We start from the raw sequence: 13,791 nt of genomic DNA, 5'->3' as shown, positions 1-13,791 counted from the left end.
GCTAACCGGCGGTGCTGACATCCCGGAGCAGCGCCGCGGCCGGCAGCACCAGGCCGCCGCCGGTCCACCGAGCACCGGTGAGGTCACGCACCACCACGTCGGCCGTCGTCCGCAGCGCGTCCGGCCTGACGCCGACGACCCGGCAGCCGGCGGTCTGACCGGCGGCGATGCCGCTGGCGCTGTCCTCCAGGACCAGCATGTCCGCGGGGAGCAGCCCCAGCCGGCGGGCGCCGGCGATGTAGCCCTCCGGGTCCGGCTTGCCGGCGCTGACGTCCTCGGCCGTGACCAGCATCTCCGGCAGCGGGACGCCGGCGGCGCGCAGCCGCGCGGTGGCCAGCTCCCGGACGCCTGAGGTCACGACGGCCCACGGCACCCCGGTGAGCTGCGGGACGAGGTCCAGCACCCCCGGGACGGCGGTGGTCCCGGCGACGTCCTCGAGCTCGTAGCGGGTGATCTTCTCGGTCGACGCCGGGACGTCGGACGCCGGGACGAACAACGCGACGGTGTCCGCGGCCCGGCGGCCGGGCACGGCTGCCATGACCTCCGCCGGGTCCAGGTCGTGGTCGACGGCCCAGCGGCTCCACGAGGAGACCACGCTGGCCTCGGAGTCGACCAGCACGCCGTCGTTGTCGAACAGCAGCCCGCGAGCAGGCAGGAAGACGTCCTCCATCAGGCCCAGAGCTGACCCTCCAACGCCGACGACGCCTCCTCCAGGGTGCCCGCGTAGGCGCCGGTGGACAGGTACTTCCACCCGCCGTCGCAGACGATGAAGACGATGTCGGCCTTGCGACCGGCCGCCACCTCCTTGTCCGCGATGCCCAGCGCAGCGTGCAGGATCGCCCCGGTCGAGATGCCGGCGAAGATCCCCTCGCGTTCCACCAGCTGGCGGGTGCGGTGGATGGCGTCGTCCGGGCCGACCGAGAAGCGGGAGTCGAGCAGGTCGGCGTCGTACAGCTCGGGGATGAAGCCCTCGTCGATGTTGCGCAGCCCGTAGACGAGCTCGCCGTAGCGGGGCTCCGCCGCGATCACCTGGACGCCGGGCTTGTGCTCCCGCAGGTACCGGGAGACGCCCATCAGCGTGCCGGTGGTGCCCAGCCCGGCCACGAAGTGGGTGATGGAGGGCATGTCCGCGAGGATCTCCGGACCGGTGCCGGTGTAGTGCGCGTCGGCGTTGGCCGGGTTGCCGTACTGGTACAGCATCACCCAGTCCTCGTGCTCGGCGGCGAGGCCCTTGGCGACGGCGACGGCCTGGTTGCTGCCGCCCGCCGCCGGGGAGCTGATGATCTTCGCGCCGTACATCTCCAGCAGCTGGCGCCGCTCGATCGAGGTGTTCTCCGGCATCACGCAGATCAGCTCGTACCCGCGCTGCCGGGCGACCATCGCCAGCGAGATGCCGGTGTTGCCGCTGGTCGGCTCGAGGATCGTGCTGCCCGGCTGCAGCGTCCCCTCCTTCTCCGCCGCCTCGATCATCGAGATGGCGGCGCGGTCCTTGATCGACCCGGTGGGGTTGTGGTCCTCGAGCTTGGCCCACAGCCGGACGTCCGGGGTCGGTGACAGCGCCGGCAGCCCCACGAGCGGGGTGTTGCCGAGCGAGTCGATGAGCGAGGCGAAGCGGGCCATGACGGTCTCCTGGGGGTGCTGCGGTACCGGGGCGGGGTGGCCCGGTCAGCAGCCGCCGGCGACGGCCGGGAGGATGGTGACCGAGTCGCCGTCCTTGACGGCGGTGTCCAGCGCACCGGTGAACCGCACGTCCTCGTCGTTGACGTAGACGTTGACGAAGCGGTGCAGCTTGCCCTCCTCGGTGACGAGGCGGTTCTTGATGCCGGGGTGCTGGCTGTCGATGTCGTCGACCAGGGCGCCCAGGGTGGCGCCGCTGCCCTCGACGGTCTTGTTGCCGCCCGTGTGGGTGCGCAGGATGGTCGGGATGCGGACCTCGATGGCCATTGCGGGAGAACTCCTCGTACCGGGGTGATGGGGAACCGCGTGCGAGCACGCGGGAGATGCGACTCCTGCGGGGAACGCCACGGACCGGACGACGATTCCGCCCGGCCCGTCGGCCCCGCTGCAGGGCCCCGCGCCGAGGTACGAGGCGTGGGGGGCAGCGGGGTCCTTCGTCAGTCGTAGACGACGGTGGTCGGCGAGTGGCCGAACAGGTAGGACTCGACGACCTCGACGTCCTCCTCGCTCACCTCGCCGTCGACGATCCGGAAGCTGCGGAACTCCACGGTGTCCCCGGACAGGCCGGTCTGCGCGCCGTGCTCCCGGGTCGAGACCAGCACGTAGTGCGCCTCGGGCTCGGAGGCGTAGCTGATGTCGGTGCGCGAGGGACGGGCCTCGGTGGCGGTGTGCGAGTGGTAGACGACCACCGGCACCTCGTCGCGGGCGTCCATGTCCCGGTAGAGCCTGAGCAGGTCGGCGCTGTCGAACTCGTAGAAGGTGGGCGACCGGGCCGCGTTGAGCATCGGGAGGAAGCGCTCGGGGCGGTCGCTGCCCTCGGGACCGGCGACGACGCCACAGGCCTCGTCCGGGTGGTCCTCCCGGGCGTGGGCCACGATGGCGTCGTAGGTCGCGCGGTCGATGCGCAGCACACGGTCAGTCTAGGCGCCGCCGCACGTACCGTCCGCCTCGCCCTCCCGCTGGACCGCCTGCAGGACGGCGACCGGAACGGACTGTGTCGATCAGGTGTCCTACCGATAACGTCGCCGACCGTGGTGGTCGAGGTGCTCATGATCGTCGGCGTGGTGGCGCTGCCACTGCCGGCGCTCGTCATCGGCTCCCGGCGGCTGCTGCACCGCACCGGCCGGGCCAGCACCGACGAGCGCACCGACCGGATGGAACTGGTGCTGCTGGTCACCGGCCGGCTGATCGGCCTGCTGCTGCTGTTCGCGCTCTCGGCCGTCACCCTGGTGTCCTGCATCGGCGGGCTGGTCAAGGGCCTGCCCGTGCCCAGCCTGGTCTACGTGTTCTTCGTCGCCGACCTGCTGGTGGCCACCCTGGTGTTCCTCACCGTCGGCCGCCTCCGCCCGCCACCAGCGCGTCGACGAGCGACCCCTGCACGGCGGTGAGCCAGTAGTAGACCGCCAGCTGGGAGCCCTCCTCCTCGGTCGGGTCTTCTGGCGGCTCGGTGTCCGCGGTCACCCCGAGCCGGGTGCCCAGCGCCAGGCGCAGGTCGTTGGTGGTGCGCAGCCAGGCCCGGGCCTGGTCGTCGTCCAGCCGGACCTCGCCGCCGTCCGGGGGCAGCGTGGCCCGGACGATCGCCAGGTCGTCGGCCTTGCCGCTGCGCAGCGCCGCCTCGGTCAGGTCCCGGTAGTCGGCGGCGATCTCCGGGTCGCTGGCGTGCCCGGGGGGCAGCAGCCGCTCCACCACCGGGTCGCCTCCGGAGTCATCCGGGTCGGCGGCCAGCAGCTGCTCGAGCTGGTCCACCAGCAGGCCGACGATGCTGGCCTCGGCGTCGACGAGCCGGGCGACGAGCTCGTCGCCACGGCGGCGGAAGGGCCTCATGAGTCCCTCTGGTAGCTGGCCCAGAGGCCGTAGGCGTGCAGCCGGCTCGTGTCGTGCTCCATCCGCTCACGCGGGCCGGAGCTGACGATCGCCTTGCCCTCGTGGTGCACCTGCAGCATCAGCTCGGTCGCGGTCTGCTCGTCGTAGCCGAACAGCTCCTGCAGCACGAAGGTCACATAGGTCATCAGGTTGACGGGGTCGTCCCAGACGACGGTCACCCACGGACGGTCGAGGTCGAAGTCCTCCCCCGGCGTCGTGTCGGGCGTCCGTTCGGGCGCGAGCGGTCCGGCCACGTGATCACTCTAGGACGGCCGCCCGGGCGGTGCAGCCAGCGGCCACCTATCGTGATGGTCCATGCCGAGCCCGTCCCCGCTGAGCCCCGCACTGCTCACCGACCGCTACGAGCTGACCATGCTGGCCGCCGCCCTGGCCGACGGCACCGCCGACCGGGACTGCGTCTTCGAGGTGTTCGCCCGCCGGCTCCCGCACGGCCGTCGCTACGGCGTGCTGGCCGGCACCGGGCGCCTGCTGGAGGCGCTGGCCGACTTCCGGTTCGGCGACGCGGAGCTGGACTCGCTGCGCGCGCAGGGCCTCGACGACCCCTCCCTGCTGGACCACCTGGCCGGGTTCCGGTTCACCGGCGACGTCGACGGCTACGCCGAGGGCGACTTCTACTTCCCCGGTTCTCCGGTGCTCACCGTGCGGGCACCGTTCGGCCAGGCCGTGCTGCTGGAGACGCTGGCGCTGTCGGTCCTCAACCACGACAGCGCGATCGCCGCCGCCGGTGCCCGGATGGTCGGCGCCGCCTGCGGCCGGCCGTGCATCGAGATGGGCTCACGCCGCACCCACGAGGAGGCCGCCGTGGCCGCCGCCCGGGCCGCGGCGCTGGTCGGTTTCGCCGCGACGTCGAACCTGGCCGCCGGGGCCCGCTACGGCGTCCCGACGACCGGCACCAGTGCGCACGCGTTCACGCTGCTGCACGACGACGAGGCCGCCGCGTTCCGCGCCCAGCTGGACACCCTCGGCGTGGACACCACGCTGCTGGTCGACACCTACGACACCGAGCAGGGCATCCGGACGGCGGTGGAGGTGGCCGGCCCCGGGCTCGGCGCCGTCCGGCTGGACTCCGGCGACCTGACGGTGCAGGCCACCCGCGCCCGGGAGCTGCTGGACTCCCTCGGGGCGACGAAGACCAAGGTGATCGTGACCAGCGACCTCGACGAGTACGCGATCGCGGCGCTCGCCGCCGCTCCCGTCGACGGGTACGGCGTGGGCACCTCGCTGGTCACCGGGTCGGGGGCGCCGACGGTGGGCATGGTCTACAAGCTGGTGGAGCGGGACGGCGTGCCGGTGGCCAAGAACTCCGAGGGCAAGCGCTCGGTCGGTGGCCGCAAGCACGCGGTGCGCCGGCACGACGCCGCCGGGACGGCCACCGCCGAGGTGGTCAGCGCCGCGCCGATCACCGCCGCCGAGCACGACCGGGAGCTGATCGTGCCGCTGGTCCGCGGCGGCGAGCCGGTGGACCGCCGCACCCCGGCCGAGGCGCTGGTCGCGGCACGGGAGCTGCACGAGCGGGTCCGCGCCACCCTGCCTGCGGAGGCGTGGTCGCTGATGCGCGGCGAACCGGTGCTGGAGACCCTCGACTCCTGAGGGAGCACCACCTGCCCCCCAGCACTCGCGAGCTCGCGGCAGGCCCCTGCACCGGGGCCGTGCCAGCACGTCACCATGGGGGCATGAGCCGAGCCCTGGTGATCGTCGACGTCCAGAACGACTTCTGCGAGGGCGGCAGCCTCGCCGTGTCCGGCGGTACGGCGGTCGCCCGGGCGATCAGCGCACACGTCGGGGCCGCGGGGTACGCCCACGTCGTCGCCACCCGCGACCACCACGTCAACCCCGGCGCCCACTTCTCCGACCAGCCCGACTTCTCCGACACCTGGCCGGCGCACTGCGTGGTCGGCACCTCCGGCGTCGAGCTGCACAGCGACCTGGACCGCCGGCCGATCGAGGCCGTCTTCGACAAGGGCGAGTACGCCGCGGCCTACTCCGGCTTCGAGGGCTCGTTCGCCGGCCAGCCCCTGGCGGACTGGCTGCGGGCCCGGGACGTCGACGCGGTGGACGTCGTGGGCATCGCCACCGACCACTGCGTGCGGGCCACCGCCCTGGACGCGGTCGGCGCCGGTCTCTCGACCCGGGTGCTGCTGCACCTGACGGCCGGGGTGGCGCAGGCCAGCACCGACGCCGCCCTCGACCAGCTCCGTGCTGCCGGCGTCGAGCTGGTGGGGGAGGTCACCCAGGCCGCCTAGGGTGCCGCGTCGAGGACCTCGTCGCGGGTGAACCCGAGCACCTGCAGGACGGCGTCCAGGTAGGGCTGGTTGAGCGCCGCGTGCGCCTGCTCCCGGACGATCGGCTTGGCGTTGAAGGCGATGCCCAGCCCGGCGGCGTTCAGCATGTCCAGGTCGTTGGCGCCGTCCCCGACCGCGACCGTCTGCTCCAGCGGGATGCCGTGCTCAGCGGCGAAGCGGGCGAGCGCGCGGGCCTTGCCGGCCCGGTCCACGACCTCGCCGACCAGCCCTCCGGTGAGCCGGCCGTCGGCGACCTCGAGGGTGTTGGCGGCGGCGAAGTCCAGTCCGAGGGCAGCGGCCAGCGGATCGGTGATCTGGGTGAACCCCCCGCTGACGATGCCGCAGCGGAAGCCCAGCCGCTGCAGCGTGCGGATCAGGGTGCGCGCCCCCGGGGTGAGCACCAGGTGCTCGCGCACCTCGTCGAGCACGCTCACCGGCAGCCCGGCGAGCACCGCCACCCGGGCCCGCAGCGACTGCTCGAAGTCCAGCTCGCCGTTCATGGCGGCGGCGGTGATCCGGGCGACCTCTGCGGCGCGGCCGGCCCGGGCGGCCAGCTCGTCGATGACCTCCCCGCGGACGAGCGTGGAGTCCACGTCCAGCACGATCAGCCGTTTGCTGCGTCGGGCCAGCCCGGCCTGCTCGACCGCGACGTCGGTGCCGGTCTCGGCCGCGACGGTGGCCAGAGCGGTGCGCAGCTCGGTCGAGCCGGCCCCGGAGACGGTGAGCTCGAAGCTGGTGACCGGGTAGTCCGACAGCCGGCGGATCGCCTCGATGTTGCCGCCGACGCCGGCGATGGCCCGGGCCGCACCGGCGACCGCCGCAGGGGGAACCGGCCGGCCCAGCACGATGACCTGGTGCCGGACCGTGCGCTCGGGGCCTGCGGCGACCTCGGCCGCCGCCTGCGCGGTGCGCTCGACGGTCACCTGCATGCCGGTGCGCTCGGCGACGTCGGCCGCGACCGGTCCCAGCCGGTCGGCGAGCGTCGCGGCACCGGGGGGTGCGGTGCCCCGCACCACGACCCCCAGAACCAGCTGCCCGTGCACGATCACCTGCTCGACGTCGACCACCTCCACCGGGCCACCGGCCGCGGACTCCAGGGCGGCGAAGAGGGTGGCGGTGACCCCGGGGCGGTCGGCTCCGGTGACGGTCAGCAGGGCACCGGCCGACGCGGGCGTCGGGAGCAGGTCGATCGGCGCGGGGTGGGCAGCGTCGGTCACGACGTCATCGTGCCGGACCGCCGTCCGCCGTCCTCGGGAACCCCCGTCCGGGCCCGGACATGCCGACGCCCCGCCGACCAGTGGCTGACGGGGCGTCGGTACCGGCCCCGTCCAGAGGCTCGCCCCGAGCTTGCGAGGGGTGAGGAGGACGGGGTCCTTCTACTTCGTCTACGTCGGGTCGGGGTCGTTCGCCCCGGCCCGGCCTCCGCCGGTGAGGCCGGCCTCCTGGGCGTAGGGCTCGTGGCGCTTGCCGGCGTGCGCCTCGACCTGCAGCCGGTCCTTCAGGTGCGGGTAGTGCAGCTCGAACGCGGGGCGCTCGGAGCGGATCCGCGGGATCTCGGTGAAGTTGTGCCGCGGCGGCGGGGAGGAGGTGGCCCACTCCAGCGAGTTGCCGTGGCCCCAGGGGTCGTCACGCAGCGCGAGCTTCCCGTGCTTCCAGGACTTGACCACGTTGTAGACGAAGGGGATCACCGAGGCGCCCAGGATGAACGACCCGATCGTCGAGATCGTGTGCAGCGTGGTGAACCCGTCGGTGGCCAGGTAGTCGGCGTACCGGCGGGGCATGCCCTCGTTGCCCAGCCAGTGCTGGATGAGGAAGGTGGCGTGGAAGCCGATGAAGGTCAGCCAGAAGTGCAGCTTGCCGACCCTCTCGTCCATCATCCGGCCGCACAGCTTCGGGAACCAGAAGTACAGCCCGGCGTAGGCGGCGAACACCACGGTGCCGAAGACGACGTAGTGGAAGTGCGCGACGACGAAGTAGCTGTCGTTGACGTGCCAGTCCAGCGGCGGGCTGGCCAGCAGGACGCCGGTCAGGCCACCGAGCAGGAAGGTGATCAGGAAGCCGATCGCGAACAGCATCGGCGTCTCGAACGTCAACTGGCCGCGCCACATGGTGCCGATCCAGTTGAAGAACTTGATGCCGGTGGGGACGGCGATCAGATAGGTGAGGAACGCGAAGAACGGCAGCAGCACCGCGCCGGTGGCGAACATGTGGTGCGCCCACACCGCCAGCGACAGGGCGGTGATCGCGATCAGCGCGAACACCATGCCCTTGTAGCCGAACAGCGGCTTGCGGCTGAACACCGGGATGACCTCGGAGATGATCCCGAAGAACGGCAACGCGATGATGTAGACCTCGGGATGGCCGAAGAACCAGAACAGGTGCTGCCACAGCATCGGCCCGCCGTTGGCCGCGGTGTAGACCTGCGCACCCAGGTGCCGGTCGGCCAGCAGGCCCATCAGCGCCGCGGTCAGGATCGGGAAGGCCAGCAGCACCAGGATGCTGGTGACCAGCGTCGCCCAGGTGAAGATCGACATCCGGAACATCGTCATGCCGGGCGCGCGCAGGCAGACGATCGTGGCGACGAAGTTCACGCCACCGAGGATCGTGCCCAGACCGCTGACGGCCAGGCCGGCGATCCACAGGTCACCGCCCGCACCGGGGCTGTGCGCGCCGGTGGACAGCGGGGTGTAGGCGTACCAGCCGAAGTCGGCCGCACCGCCGGGGGTCAGGAAGCCCGAGACCGCCAGGGAGGAGCCGAAGAAGAACAGCCAGAAGGAGAAGGCGTTCAGCCGCGGGAACGCGACGTCGGGCGACCCGATCTGCAGCGGCATGATCAGGTTGGAGAACGCGAAGAACATCGGCGTCGCGAAGAACAGCAGCATGATCGTGCCGTGCATCGTGACCAGCTGGTTGTACTGCTCGGGTGAGAGGAACTGCAGCTCCGGGCGGGCCAGCTCACCACGCATCAGCAGCGCCATGAAGCCACCGACGAAGAACCAGATGAAGGCCGCCGTGGTGTACATGAGGCCGATGGTCTTGTGGTCGGTGGTGCGCAGCAGACCGAGGAGCCGCGACCCCTTCTCGGCTTCGTGTGCCGGACTCGGCCGACTCACGATCGGTGCGGGTGCGATCGTCACGCCCGGAGCTTAGACCGTGCTCAGCCGCCTCACGCGGCGGGAGAGGCAGCCGGTGCGCCGCGCGGTCGGGGCACCCTCCGAGGGCGTGTCCACCGGCACACCGACCGTGCCGGCGGGCCGTCGCACCGACGGACGGACGTGCAGGTGGGAGGCCTGTCGCACGTCACCCGATCGGGTGCAGTCCATGAAACCTGCTGGTTCCGGAAGTTTGGCAGCGATCATGACGGGGCACATTTGATCTTGCGCTGGACGGCCCAGCGCACGACGGCGCTGCCGTCATGCGTAGGAGGCTCACATGGACGTTCTCTGGAACATCATCGTCTTGATCGTCATCGGCGCGATCGCCGGCTTCATCGCCCGCGCGGTCATCCCGGGCAAGCAGGACATCGGCATCGGCCTGACCATCGTGCTCGGCATCGTCGGCTCCGTGGTGGGCAACCTCCTCGGCAGCCTGATCTTCGAGCCCCACCGGTTCGAGCTGGGCACCTCCGGCATCATCGGGTCGATCATCGGCGCCATCGTCGTGCTGGGCATCTACGTGATGGCCACCAACAAGCGCCGCATCACCCGCTGACGCACCGCCCGCGTCAGCGGGCACCACTCCCCCACGAGGGCCCGGCCACTGCGGCCGGGCCCTCGTGCGTTCGGCCCCCTTAGGGACCCGCCCTGAGCGGGCGAAGGGTGGGGGGAAGGGGGTCCTTCGACCAGGTGCCGACGTCGACGGCCACCGTCACCTCGACCTCCGGCGGCAGTGCGCCGACCCGCGCGGCCAGCTCCGCACCGGTGAGGTGCCGCGCGTGCGGCCCCATCCCGACCAGGGTGCGGACCGCGGCGTGGTCGAGGGCGAGCCGCTCCCGGTGGGGCGAGGTCCCGACCGGGACCAGGTGCGGTCCGAGGCTCGCCGCGAGCCGGGCGGCCTTCGCAGGGTCCACGCTGAGCAGGCCCAGCGGACCGACCAGCTCGGTCAGGTGGTCGGCGGCCGGGGTGACGACGACGAGCCGCCCGCCCGGTCGGAGCACGCGGGCGGTCTCGGCCCCGTTGCGCGGGGCGAACACCACCAGCACCCGGTCCAGCACCGCGTCGCGCACCGGCCAGCGGGCCCAGGTGTCGGCGACCACCGCCATCGCGCGCGGGTGCGCCCGGGCCGCTCGCCGCGCCGCGTACCGGGAGGCGTCGAGCACCACCCCGACCGCGCCCGGCGTCCGGTCCAGCACGCCGGCGAGGTGGGCTCCGGTCCCGCCTCCGGCGTCCAGCAGCGTGCGCGGCGATCCGTCGGCGAGGACGGCGTCGGCCAGCGCGGCGGTGATGCCGGCGTAGTGCCCGGCCGCCAGGAACCCGGCGCGGTCGGCCACCATGGCCGCGGAGTCACCGTCGTGCGGCGAGCCGCCCGGCGGCAGCAGCGTCAGGTGACCCTGCCGCGCCCGGTCGAACCCGTGGCCCACGGCGCACCGCAGCCCGGCGACGTCGGCGGCGACCGCCGCGCCGCAGACGGGGCAGGCGAGCACGGCGACCGCCGCCTCCGGGAGCGGTGGCGCGCTCACCGGCGGGGTGGTCGCACGGGCAACCGGTGCAGCGTCACGTCAGAGAGCACGCCGGCCCCGACGGTGCCGGTCAGGTAGGTGGCGAAGGGCTGCCGCCGGCGGTCGGTGGGCGAGCCGGGGTTGAGCAGCCGCAGCCCGGTCGCCGCCGTCGTGTCCCAGGGGATGTGGCTGTGCCCGAACACCAGCACGTCGGCGTCGGGGAACCGCGCCGCGCACCGCGCCTCCCGCCCCTGGGCGGTGCCGGTCTCGTGCACGACGGCGAACCGCACGCCCTCCAGCTCGACCCGGGCGATCTCCGGCAACCGCTGCCGCAGCGCGCCGTGGTCGTTGTTGCCGTACACCCCGACCAGCCGGCGCGCCCGCCGCTCGAGCTCGTCGAGCAGCGCCACGTCCACCCAGTCCCCTGCGTGCACCACGACGTCGCAGTTCTCGATCCGTTCCCAGAGCGGACCCGGTAGGTCTCGGGCCCGGGTGGGCAGATGGGTGTCAGAGGTGAACACCACGGAAACCGGCACGACGACATCGTCCCAGCCCGCTACCTTCACCTCTTGGTCGACGAACCGGCCGACCGGAACCGACGAACGAGGACCCATTGAGCGACGCCGCCCCCACCACCCAGGCCGGGGACACCGCAGCGACCGAGCCCTACCCCAAGCGCTGGCTGGCACTGGCGGTCATCGCCGTCACCGTGCTGATGGTCATCCTGGACGCGACCATCGTGAACATCGCGCTGCCGGCGGTGTCGACGGACCTGGACATCTCTGCCGCCACGCAGCAGTGGATCGTCACCGCCTACACCCTCACCTTCGGCGGCTTCCTGCTGCTGGGCGGGCGCATCGCGGACTTCTGGGGCCGCAAGCGCACCTACCTGGTCGGCGCCGTCGGCTTCGCCATCGCCTCCGCGCTCGGCGGCCTGGCGCAGAACGAGGCGATGCTGTTCGGCGCCCGCGCGCTGCAGGGCGTCTTCGGTGCCCTGCTGGCCCCGGCCTCGCTGGCGCTGCTGACCGTGCTCTTCACCGACGCCAAGGAGCGGGCCAAGGCCTTCGCCGTCTACGGCGCCATCGCCGGTGGCGGCTCGGCCGTCGGCCTGCTGCTCGGCGGCGTGCTCACCGAGTACGCCGACTGGCGCTGGTGCTTCTGGGTCAACGTGCCGGTGGCCGTCATCGCCGTCGCCGCGGCCATCCCGATCGTGCCGGAGAGCAAGGCCCCCGGGGACGCGAAGTACGACATCCCGGGCGCTGTGCTGATCACCTTGGGGCTGGCGTCGCTGGTGTACGGCTTCACCGAGGTGGCACAGGCCTCGCAGGAGGACCCGCAGGCCAACGCCTGGGCCAACGCCGCCGCGCTGACCTTCATCGCGGTCGGCCTGCTGCTGGTGGTGGCCTTCGTCGTCGTGGAGCTCCGGGTCAGGAACCCGCTGCTGCCCATGCGGCTGGTCCTCGACCGCAACCGCGGGGGCGCGTACCTCACCTCCACCCTGGTGGGCGCCGGGCTGATCGGGGCGTTCTTCTTCCTCAGCCTGTACTTCCAGCAGGTGCTGGCCTACAAGCCGGTCGAGGCCGGCTTCGCCTCCCTGCCGACCACGCTGGGCGTGCTCGTCTCGGCGGGTGCGGCCAGCGCCCTGGTGCCGAAGCTCGGGCCGCGGCCGCTGATGGTGGTCGGTGCGCTGCTGGCCGCGGCGGGGCTGTTCCTGCTGTCCTTCCTGGACGTCGACACCTCGTTCTGGACGCTGGCGTTCCCCGGCCAGCTGATCCTGGGCCTGGGTCTGGGCTTCACGTTCGTGCCGCTGTCCAACCTCGCGCTGATCGGCGCGGGTGAGCGGGACGCCGGCGCGGCCAGCGCGATGCTGAACGCCACCCAGCAGGTCGGCGCCTCGATCGGCACCGCCCTGCTGGCCACCCTCTCGGTCGGGGCGATCACCGACGCGATCACCTCGAAGGTGGCCGCCGGCGCCGACCCGAACGACCCCGCGGTCGGCCTGGCCGCCCAGGTCGAGGGCTACACCACCGCCTTCACCTGGGCCGCCGCCCTGCTGGTGGTCGGCGCGGTGGTCGCCGGCGTGCTGATCAAGGCCTCGAAGGACGACCTCCCCGCCGACACGGCCCCCGTCCACGCCGGCTGAGGAAGGATCCCCGTGCCCCCCACCCTGCACGGGGGCCGGACTGAGGGTGCACGGCCTACCGCCGTGCACCCTCAGTCGTGGACGGGTGACTCGTGGCCGCGGTGGCTCGGGGACTCCAGCTGGAACGTGCAGTGCTCCAGGTCGAAGTGGGCCCCCAGGCAGCTGCACAGGGCGTCGAGCACCCGCCCGCCGTGCCCCTCGGCCAGCACCTCCTCGCGCACCACGACGTGCGCGGAGAGCACCGGCTGGCCCGAGGTGATGGTCCAGGCGTGCAGGTCGTGGACGTCGAGCACGCCCTCGACGCCGAGCACGTGGGCGCGCACGTCGTCGAGGTCCACGCCCTTGGGGGCGGCCTCGAGCAGGACGTCGAACGCCTCTCGCAGCAGCGTCCAGGCGCGCGGCAGCACCAGCGCGCCGACGGCGAGGGAGGCGACGACGTCGGCCGCGGTCCAGCCGGTGGTGGCGATGACCACGGCCGCGACGATGACCGCCAGCGAGCCCAGCGCGTCGCCGACGACCTCCAGGTAGGCGCCGCGGGTGTTCAGCGACTCCCCCTGGCCGGCGTGCAGCAGGGTCAGCGACCCGACGTTGACGGCCAACCCCAGGACGGCGACCCCGAGCATCCAGCCGGCGTGGATGTCCGGCGGGTCACCGATGCGGCGCACCGCCTCGATGACGACGTAGGCGCCGACCCCGATCAGCAGCAGGCCGTTGGCGACCGCCGCGAGCACCTCGATCCGCTGCCAGCCGAAGGTCCGGCGTCCGCGGGCGGGCCGCTGGGCCAGGGTGACCGCGCCGAGGGCCATCCCGATGCCGAGGGCGTCGGTGGCCATGTGCGCGGCATCGGCGAGCAGCGCCAGCGACCCGGACACCAACGCGCCGATCACCTCGACGACGAAGACCCCGCCGGTGAGCGCCAGGACGACGGCCAGCCGGCCCCGGTGCGCGGCCGCGGCGGTGCCGTGCGCCGTCCCGTGGTCGTGCCCCATCGACGTCCTCCTCCGGCCGTTCCTGACATGCAGGATGCCGCATGTCAGACCGGGATGCCAGGAATCCCGCCCGGCCGAGCAGGCGACCTGCTGGAACGGCCCCGGTGACGTGCTGGAACGGCCCCCTCGCAGGGTCCCGCCGCGAGCGTGGTGACGTGC

General features: G+C 72.8%; 16 protein-coding genes. 5 read left to right on the top strand and 11 right to left on the bottom strand.

Translation table 11 applies throughout. The features are described 5' to 3' along the window. Window position 1: 1 nt before the first annotated feature. The 4 genes from FHL79_RS12580 to FHL79_RS12565 form a co-directional block, all read right to left on the bottom strand. Window positions 2-670, bottom strand: coding sequence for an HAD-IA family hydrolase (locus FHL79_RS12580; protein WP_138758937.1), 669 nt, complete (start codon window positions 668-670; stop codon window positions 2-4). Further along, window positions 670-1,620: a PLP-dependent cysteine synthase family protein gene (locus tag FHL79_RS12575; protein ID WP_138758936.1), complete on the bottom strand. Its 951-nt coding sequence runs from the start codon at window positions 1,618-1,620 to the stop codon at window positions 670-672. Before FHL79_RS12575 ends, FHL79_RS12580 begins: the two co-directional genes overlap by 1 nt. 45 nt (window positions 1,621-1,665) lie before the next feature. Beyond that, window positions 1,666-1,944, bottom strand: a complete 279-nt coding sequence (locus FHL79_RS12570; RefSeq protein WP_014739444.1) for a MoaD/ThiS family protein — start codon at window positions 1,942-1,944, stop codon at window positions 1,666-1,668. Window positions 1,945-2,114: 170 nt separating this feature from the next. After that, a complete protein-coding gene (locus FHL79_RS12565; protein WP_138758935.1) occupies window positions 2,115-2,588 on the bottom strand; it encodes a M67 family metallopeptidase in 474 nt (157 codons plus the stop codon). Window positions 2,589-2,708: 120 nt separating this feature from the next. On the opposite strand from FHL79_RS12565, the gene FHL79_RS12560 reads away from it, so the two are divergent. After that, a complete protein-coding gene (locus FHL79_RS12560; protein ID WP_138758934.1) occupies window positions 2,709-3,065 on the top strand; it encodes a hypothetical protein in 357 nt (118 codons plus the stop codon). Here FHL79_RS12560 and FHL79_RS12555 read toward each other — a convergent pair. Together FHL79_RS12555 and clpS are read right to left on the bottom strand one after the other, a co-directional pair. Further along, complete coding sequence (locus tag FHL79_RS12555; RefSeq protein WP_138758933.1) at window positions 3,004-3,501, bottom strand: DUF2017 family protein; 498 nt, start codon at window positions 3,499-3,501, stop codon at window positions 3,004-3,006. The genes FHL79_RS12560 and FHL79_RS12555 overlap by 62 nt on opposite strands. Then, complete coding sequence (gene clpS, locus FHL79_RS12550; protein ID WP_138758932.1) at window positions 3,498-3,794, bottom strand: ATP-dependent Clp protease adapter ClpS; 297 nt, start codon at window positions 3,792-3,794, stop codon at window positions 3,498-3,500. The genes FHL79_RS12555 and clpS overlap by 4 nt, the downstream gene beginning before the upstream one ends. A gap of 61 nt (window positions 3,795-3,855) precedes the next feature. On the opposite strand from clpS, the gene FHL79_RS12545 reads away from it, so the two are divergent. Further along, window positions 3,856-5,151, top strand: coding sequence for a nicotinate phosphoribosyltransferase (locus FHL79_RS12545; protein WP_138758931.1), 1,296 nt, complete (start codon window positions 3,856-3,858; stop codon window positions 5,149-5,151). An 83-nt stretch (window positions 5,152-5,234) separates the two neighbouring features. Beyond that, window positions 5,235-5,804: an isochorismatase family protein gene (locus tag FHL79_RS12540; RefSeq protein ID WP_138758930.1), complete on the top strand. Its 570-nt coding sequence runs from the start codon at window positions 5,235-5,237 to the stop codon at window positions 5,802-5,804. Here FHL79_RS12540 and serB read toward each other — a convergent pair. Then, window positions 5,801-7,060: a phosphoserine phosphatase SerB gene (serB, locus tag FHL79_RS12535; protein ID WP_218938446.1), complete on the bottom strand. Its 1,260-nt coding sequence runs from the start codon at window positions 7,058-7,060 to the stop codon at window positions 5,801-5,803. The two genes, FHL79_RS12540 and serB, sit on opposite strands and share 4 nt — an antisense overlap. Before the next feature lie 168 nt (window positions 7,061-7,228). Then, window positions 7,229-8,980 carry an aa3-type cytochrome oxidase subunit I gene (gene ctaD / locus FHL79_RS12530; protein ID WP_138758929.1) on the bottom strand — a complete coding sequence of 584 codons (1,752 nt, stop codon included), beginning with the start codon at window positions 8,978-8,980 and terminating at the stop codon, window positions 7,229-7,231. A gap of 295 nt (window positions 8,981-9,275) precedes the next feature. Between ctaD and FHL79_RS12525 the strand changes: the two genes are divergently transcribed. Beyond that, window positions 9,276-9,554, top strand: coding sequence for a GlsB/YeaQ/YmgE family stress response membrane protein (locus tag FHL79_RS12525; RefSeq protein ID WP_138758928.1), 279 nt, complete (start codon window positions 9,276-9,278; stop codon window positions 9,552-9,554). A 79-nt stretch (window positions 9,555-9,633) separates the two neighbouring features. Here the strand turns inward: FHL79_RS12525 and FHL79_RS12520 are convergent, their stop codons facing one another. Together FHL79_RS12520 and FHL79_RS12515 are read right to left on the bottom strand one after the other, a co-directional pair. Then, window positions 9,634-10,521 carry a putative RNA methyltransferase gene (locus FHL79_RS12520; RefSeq protein WP_246080713.1) on the bottom strand — a complete coding sequence of 296 codons (888 nt, stop codon included), beginning with the start codon at window positions 10,519-10,521 and terminating at the stop codon, window positions 9,634-9,636. Continuing rightward, window positions 10,518-11,036 carry a metallophosphoesterase family protein gene (locus FHL79_RS12515; RefSeq protein WP_218938445.1) on the bottom strand — a complete coding sequence of 173 codons (519 nt, stop codon included), beginning with the start codon at window positions 11,034-11,036 and terminating at the stop codon, window positions 10,518-10,520. The genes FHL79_RS12520 and FHL79_RS12515 overlap by 4 nt, the downstream gene beginning before the upstream one ends. A 77-nt stretch (window positions 11,037-11,113) precedes the next feature. On the opposite strand from FHL79_RS12515, the gene FHL79_RS12510 reads away from it, so the two are divergent. Continuing rightward, window positions 11,114-12,643, top strand: coding sequence for an MFS transporter (locus FHL79_RS12510; RefSeq protein ID WP_138758926.1), 1,530 nt, complete (start codon window positions 11,114-11,116; stop codon window positions 12,641-12,643). Between the two features lie 71 nt (window positions 12,644-12,714). On the opposite strand, the gene FHL79_RS12505 is transcribed toward FHL79_RS12510, so the two are convergent. Then, window positions 12,715-13,632 (bottom strand): cation diffusion facilitator family transporter, encoded by a 918-nt coding sequence (locus FHL79_RS12505; RefSeq protein WP_138758925.1) that lies wholly within the window; start codon window positions 13,630-13,632, stop codon window positions 12,715-12,717. Window positions 13,633-13,791: the final 159 nt, after the last annotated feature.

It is taken from the genome of Modestobacter altitudinis (assembly GCF_005930475.1).
Classification (GTDB): domain Bacteria; phylum Actinomycetota; class Actinomycetes; order Mycobacteriales; family Geodermatophilaceae; genus Modestobacter; species Modestobacter altitudinis.
Note: the sequence above shows the minus strand (reverse complement) of the source record. Positions and strands in the feature narration are given on the sequence as shown.

Coding starts and splice junctions, on each gene's coding strand:
- FHL79_RS12580 (WP_138758937.1), bottom strand. CDS start 670: ATGGAGGACGTCTTCCTGCCTGCTCGCGGGCTGCTGTTCGACAACGAC.
- FHL79_RS12575 (WP_138758936.1), bottom strand. CDS start 1,620: ATGGCCCGCTTCGCCTCGCTCATCGACTCGCTCGGCAACACCCCGCTC.
- FHL79_RS12570 (WP_014739444.1), bottom strand. CDS start 1,944: ATGGCCATCGAGGTCCGCATCCCGACCATCCTGCGCACCCACACGGGC.
- FHL79_RS12555 (WP_138758933.1), bottom strand. CDS start 3,501: ATGAGGCCCTTCCGCCGCCGTGGCGACGAGCTCGTCGCCCGGCTCGTC.
- FHL79_RS12545 (WP_138758931.1), top strand. CDS start 3,856: ATGCCGAGCCCGTCCCCGCTGAGCCCCGCACTGCTCACCGACCGCTAC.
- FHL79_RS12540 (WP_138758930.1), top strand. CDS start 5,235: ATGAGCCGAGCCCTGGTGATCGTCGACGTCCAGAACGACTTCTGCGAG.
- FHL79_RS12525 (WP_138758928.1), top strand. CDS start 9,276: ATGGACGTTCTCTGGAACATCATCGTCTTGATCGTCATCGGCGCGATC.
- FHL79_RS12505 (WP_138758925.1), bottom strand. CDS start 13,632: ATGGGGCACGACCACGGGACGGCGCACGGCACCGCCGCGGCCGCGCAC.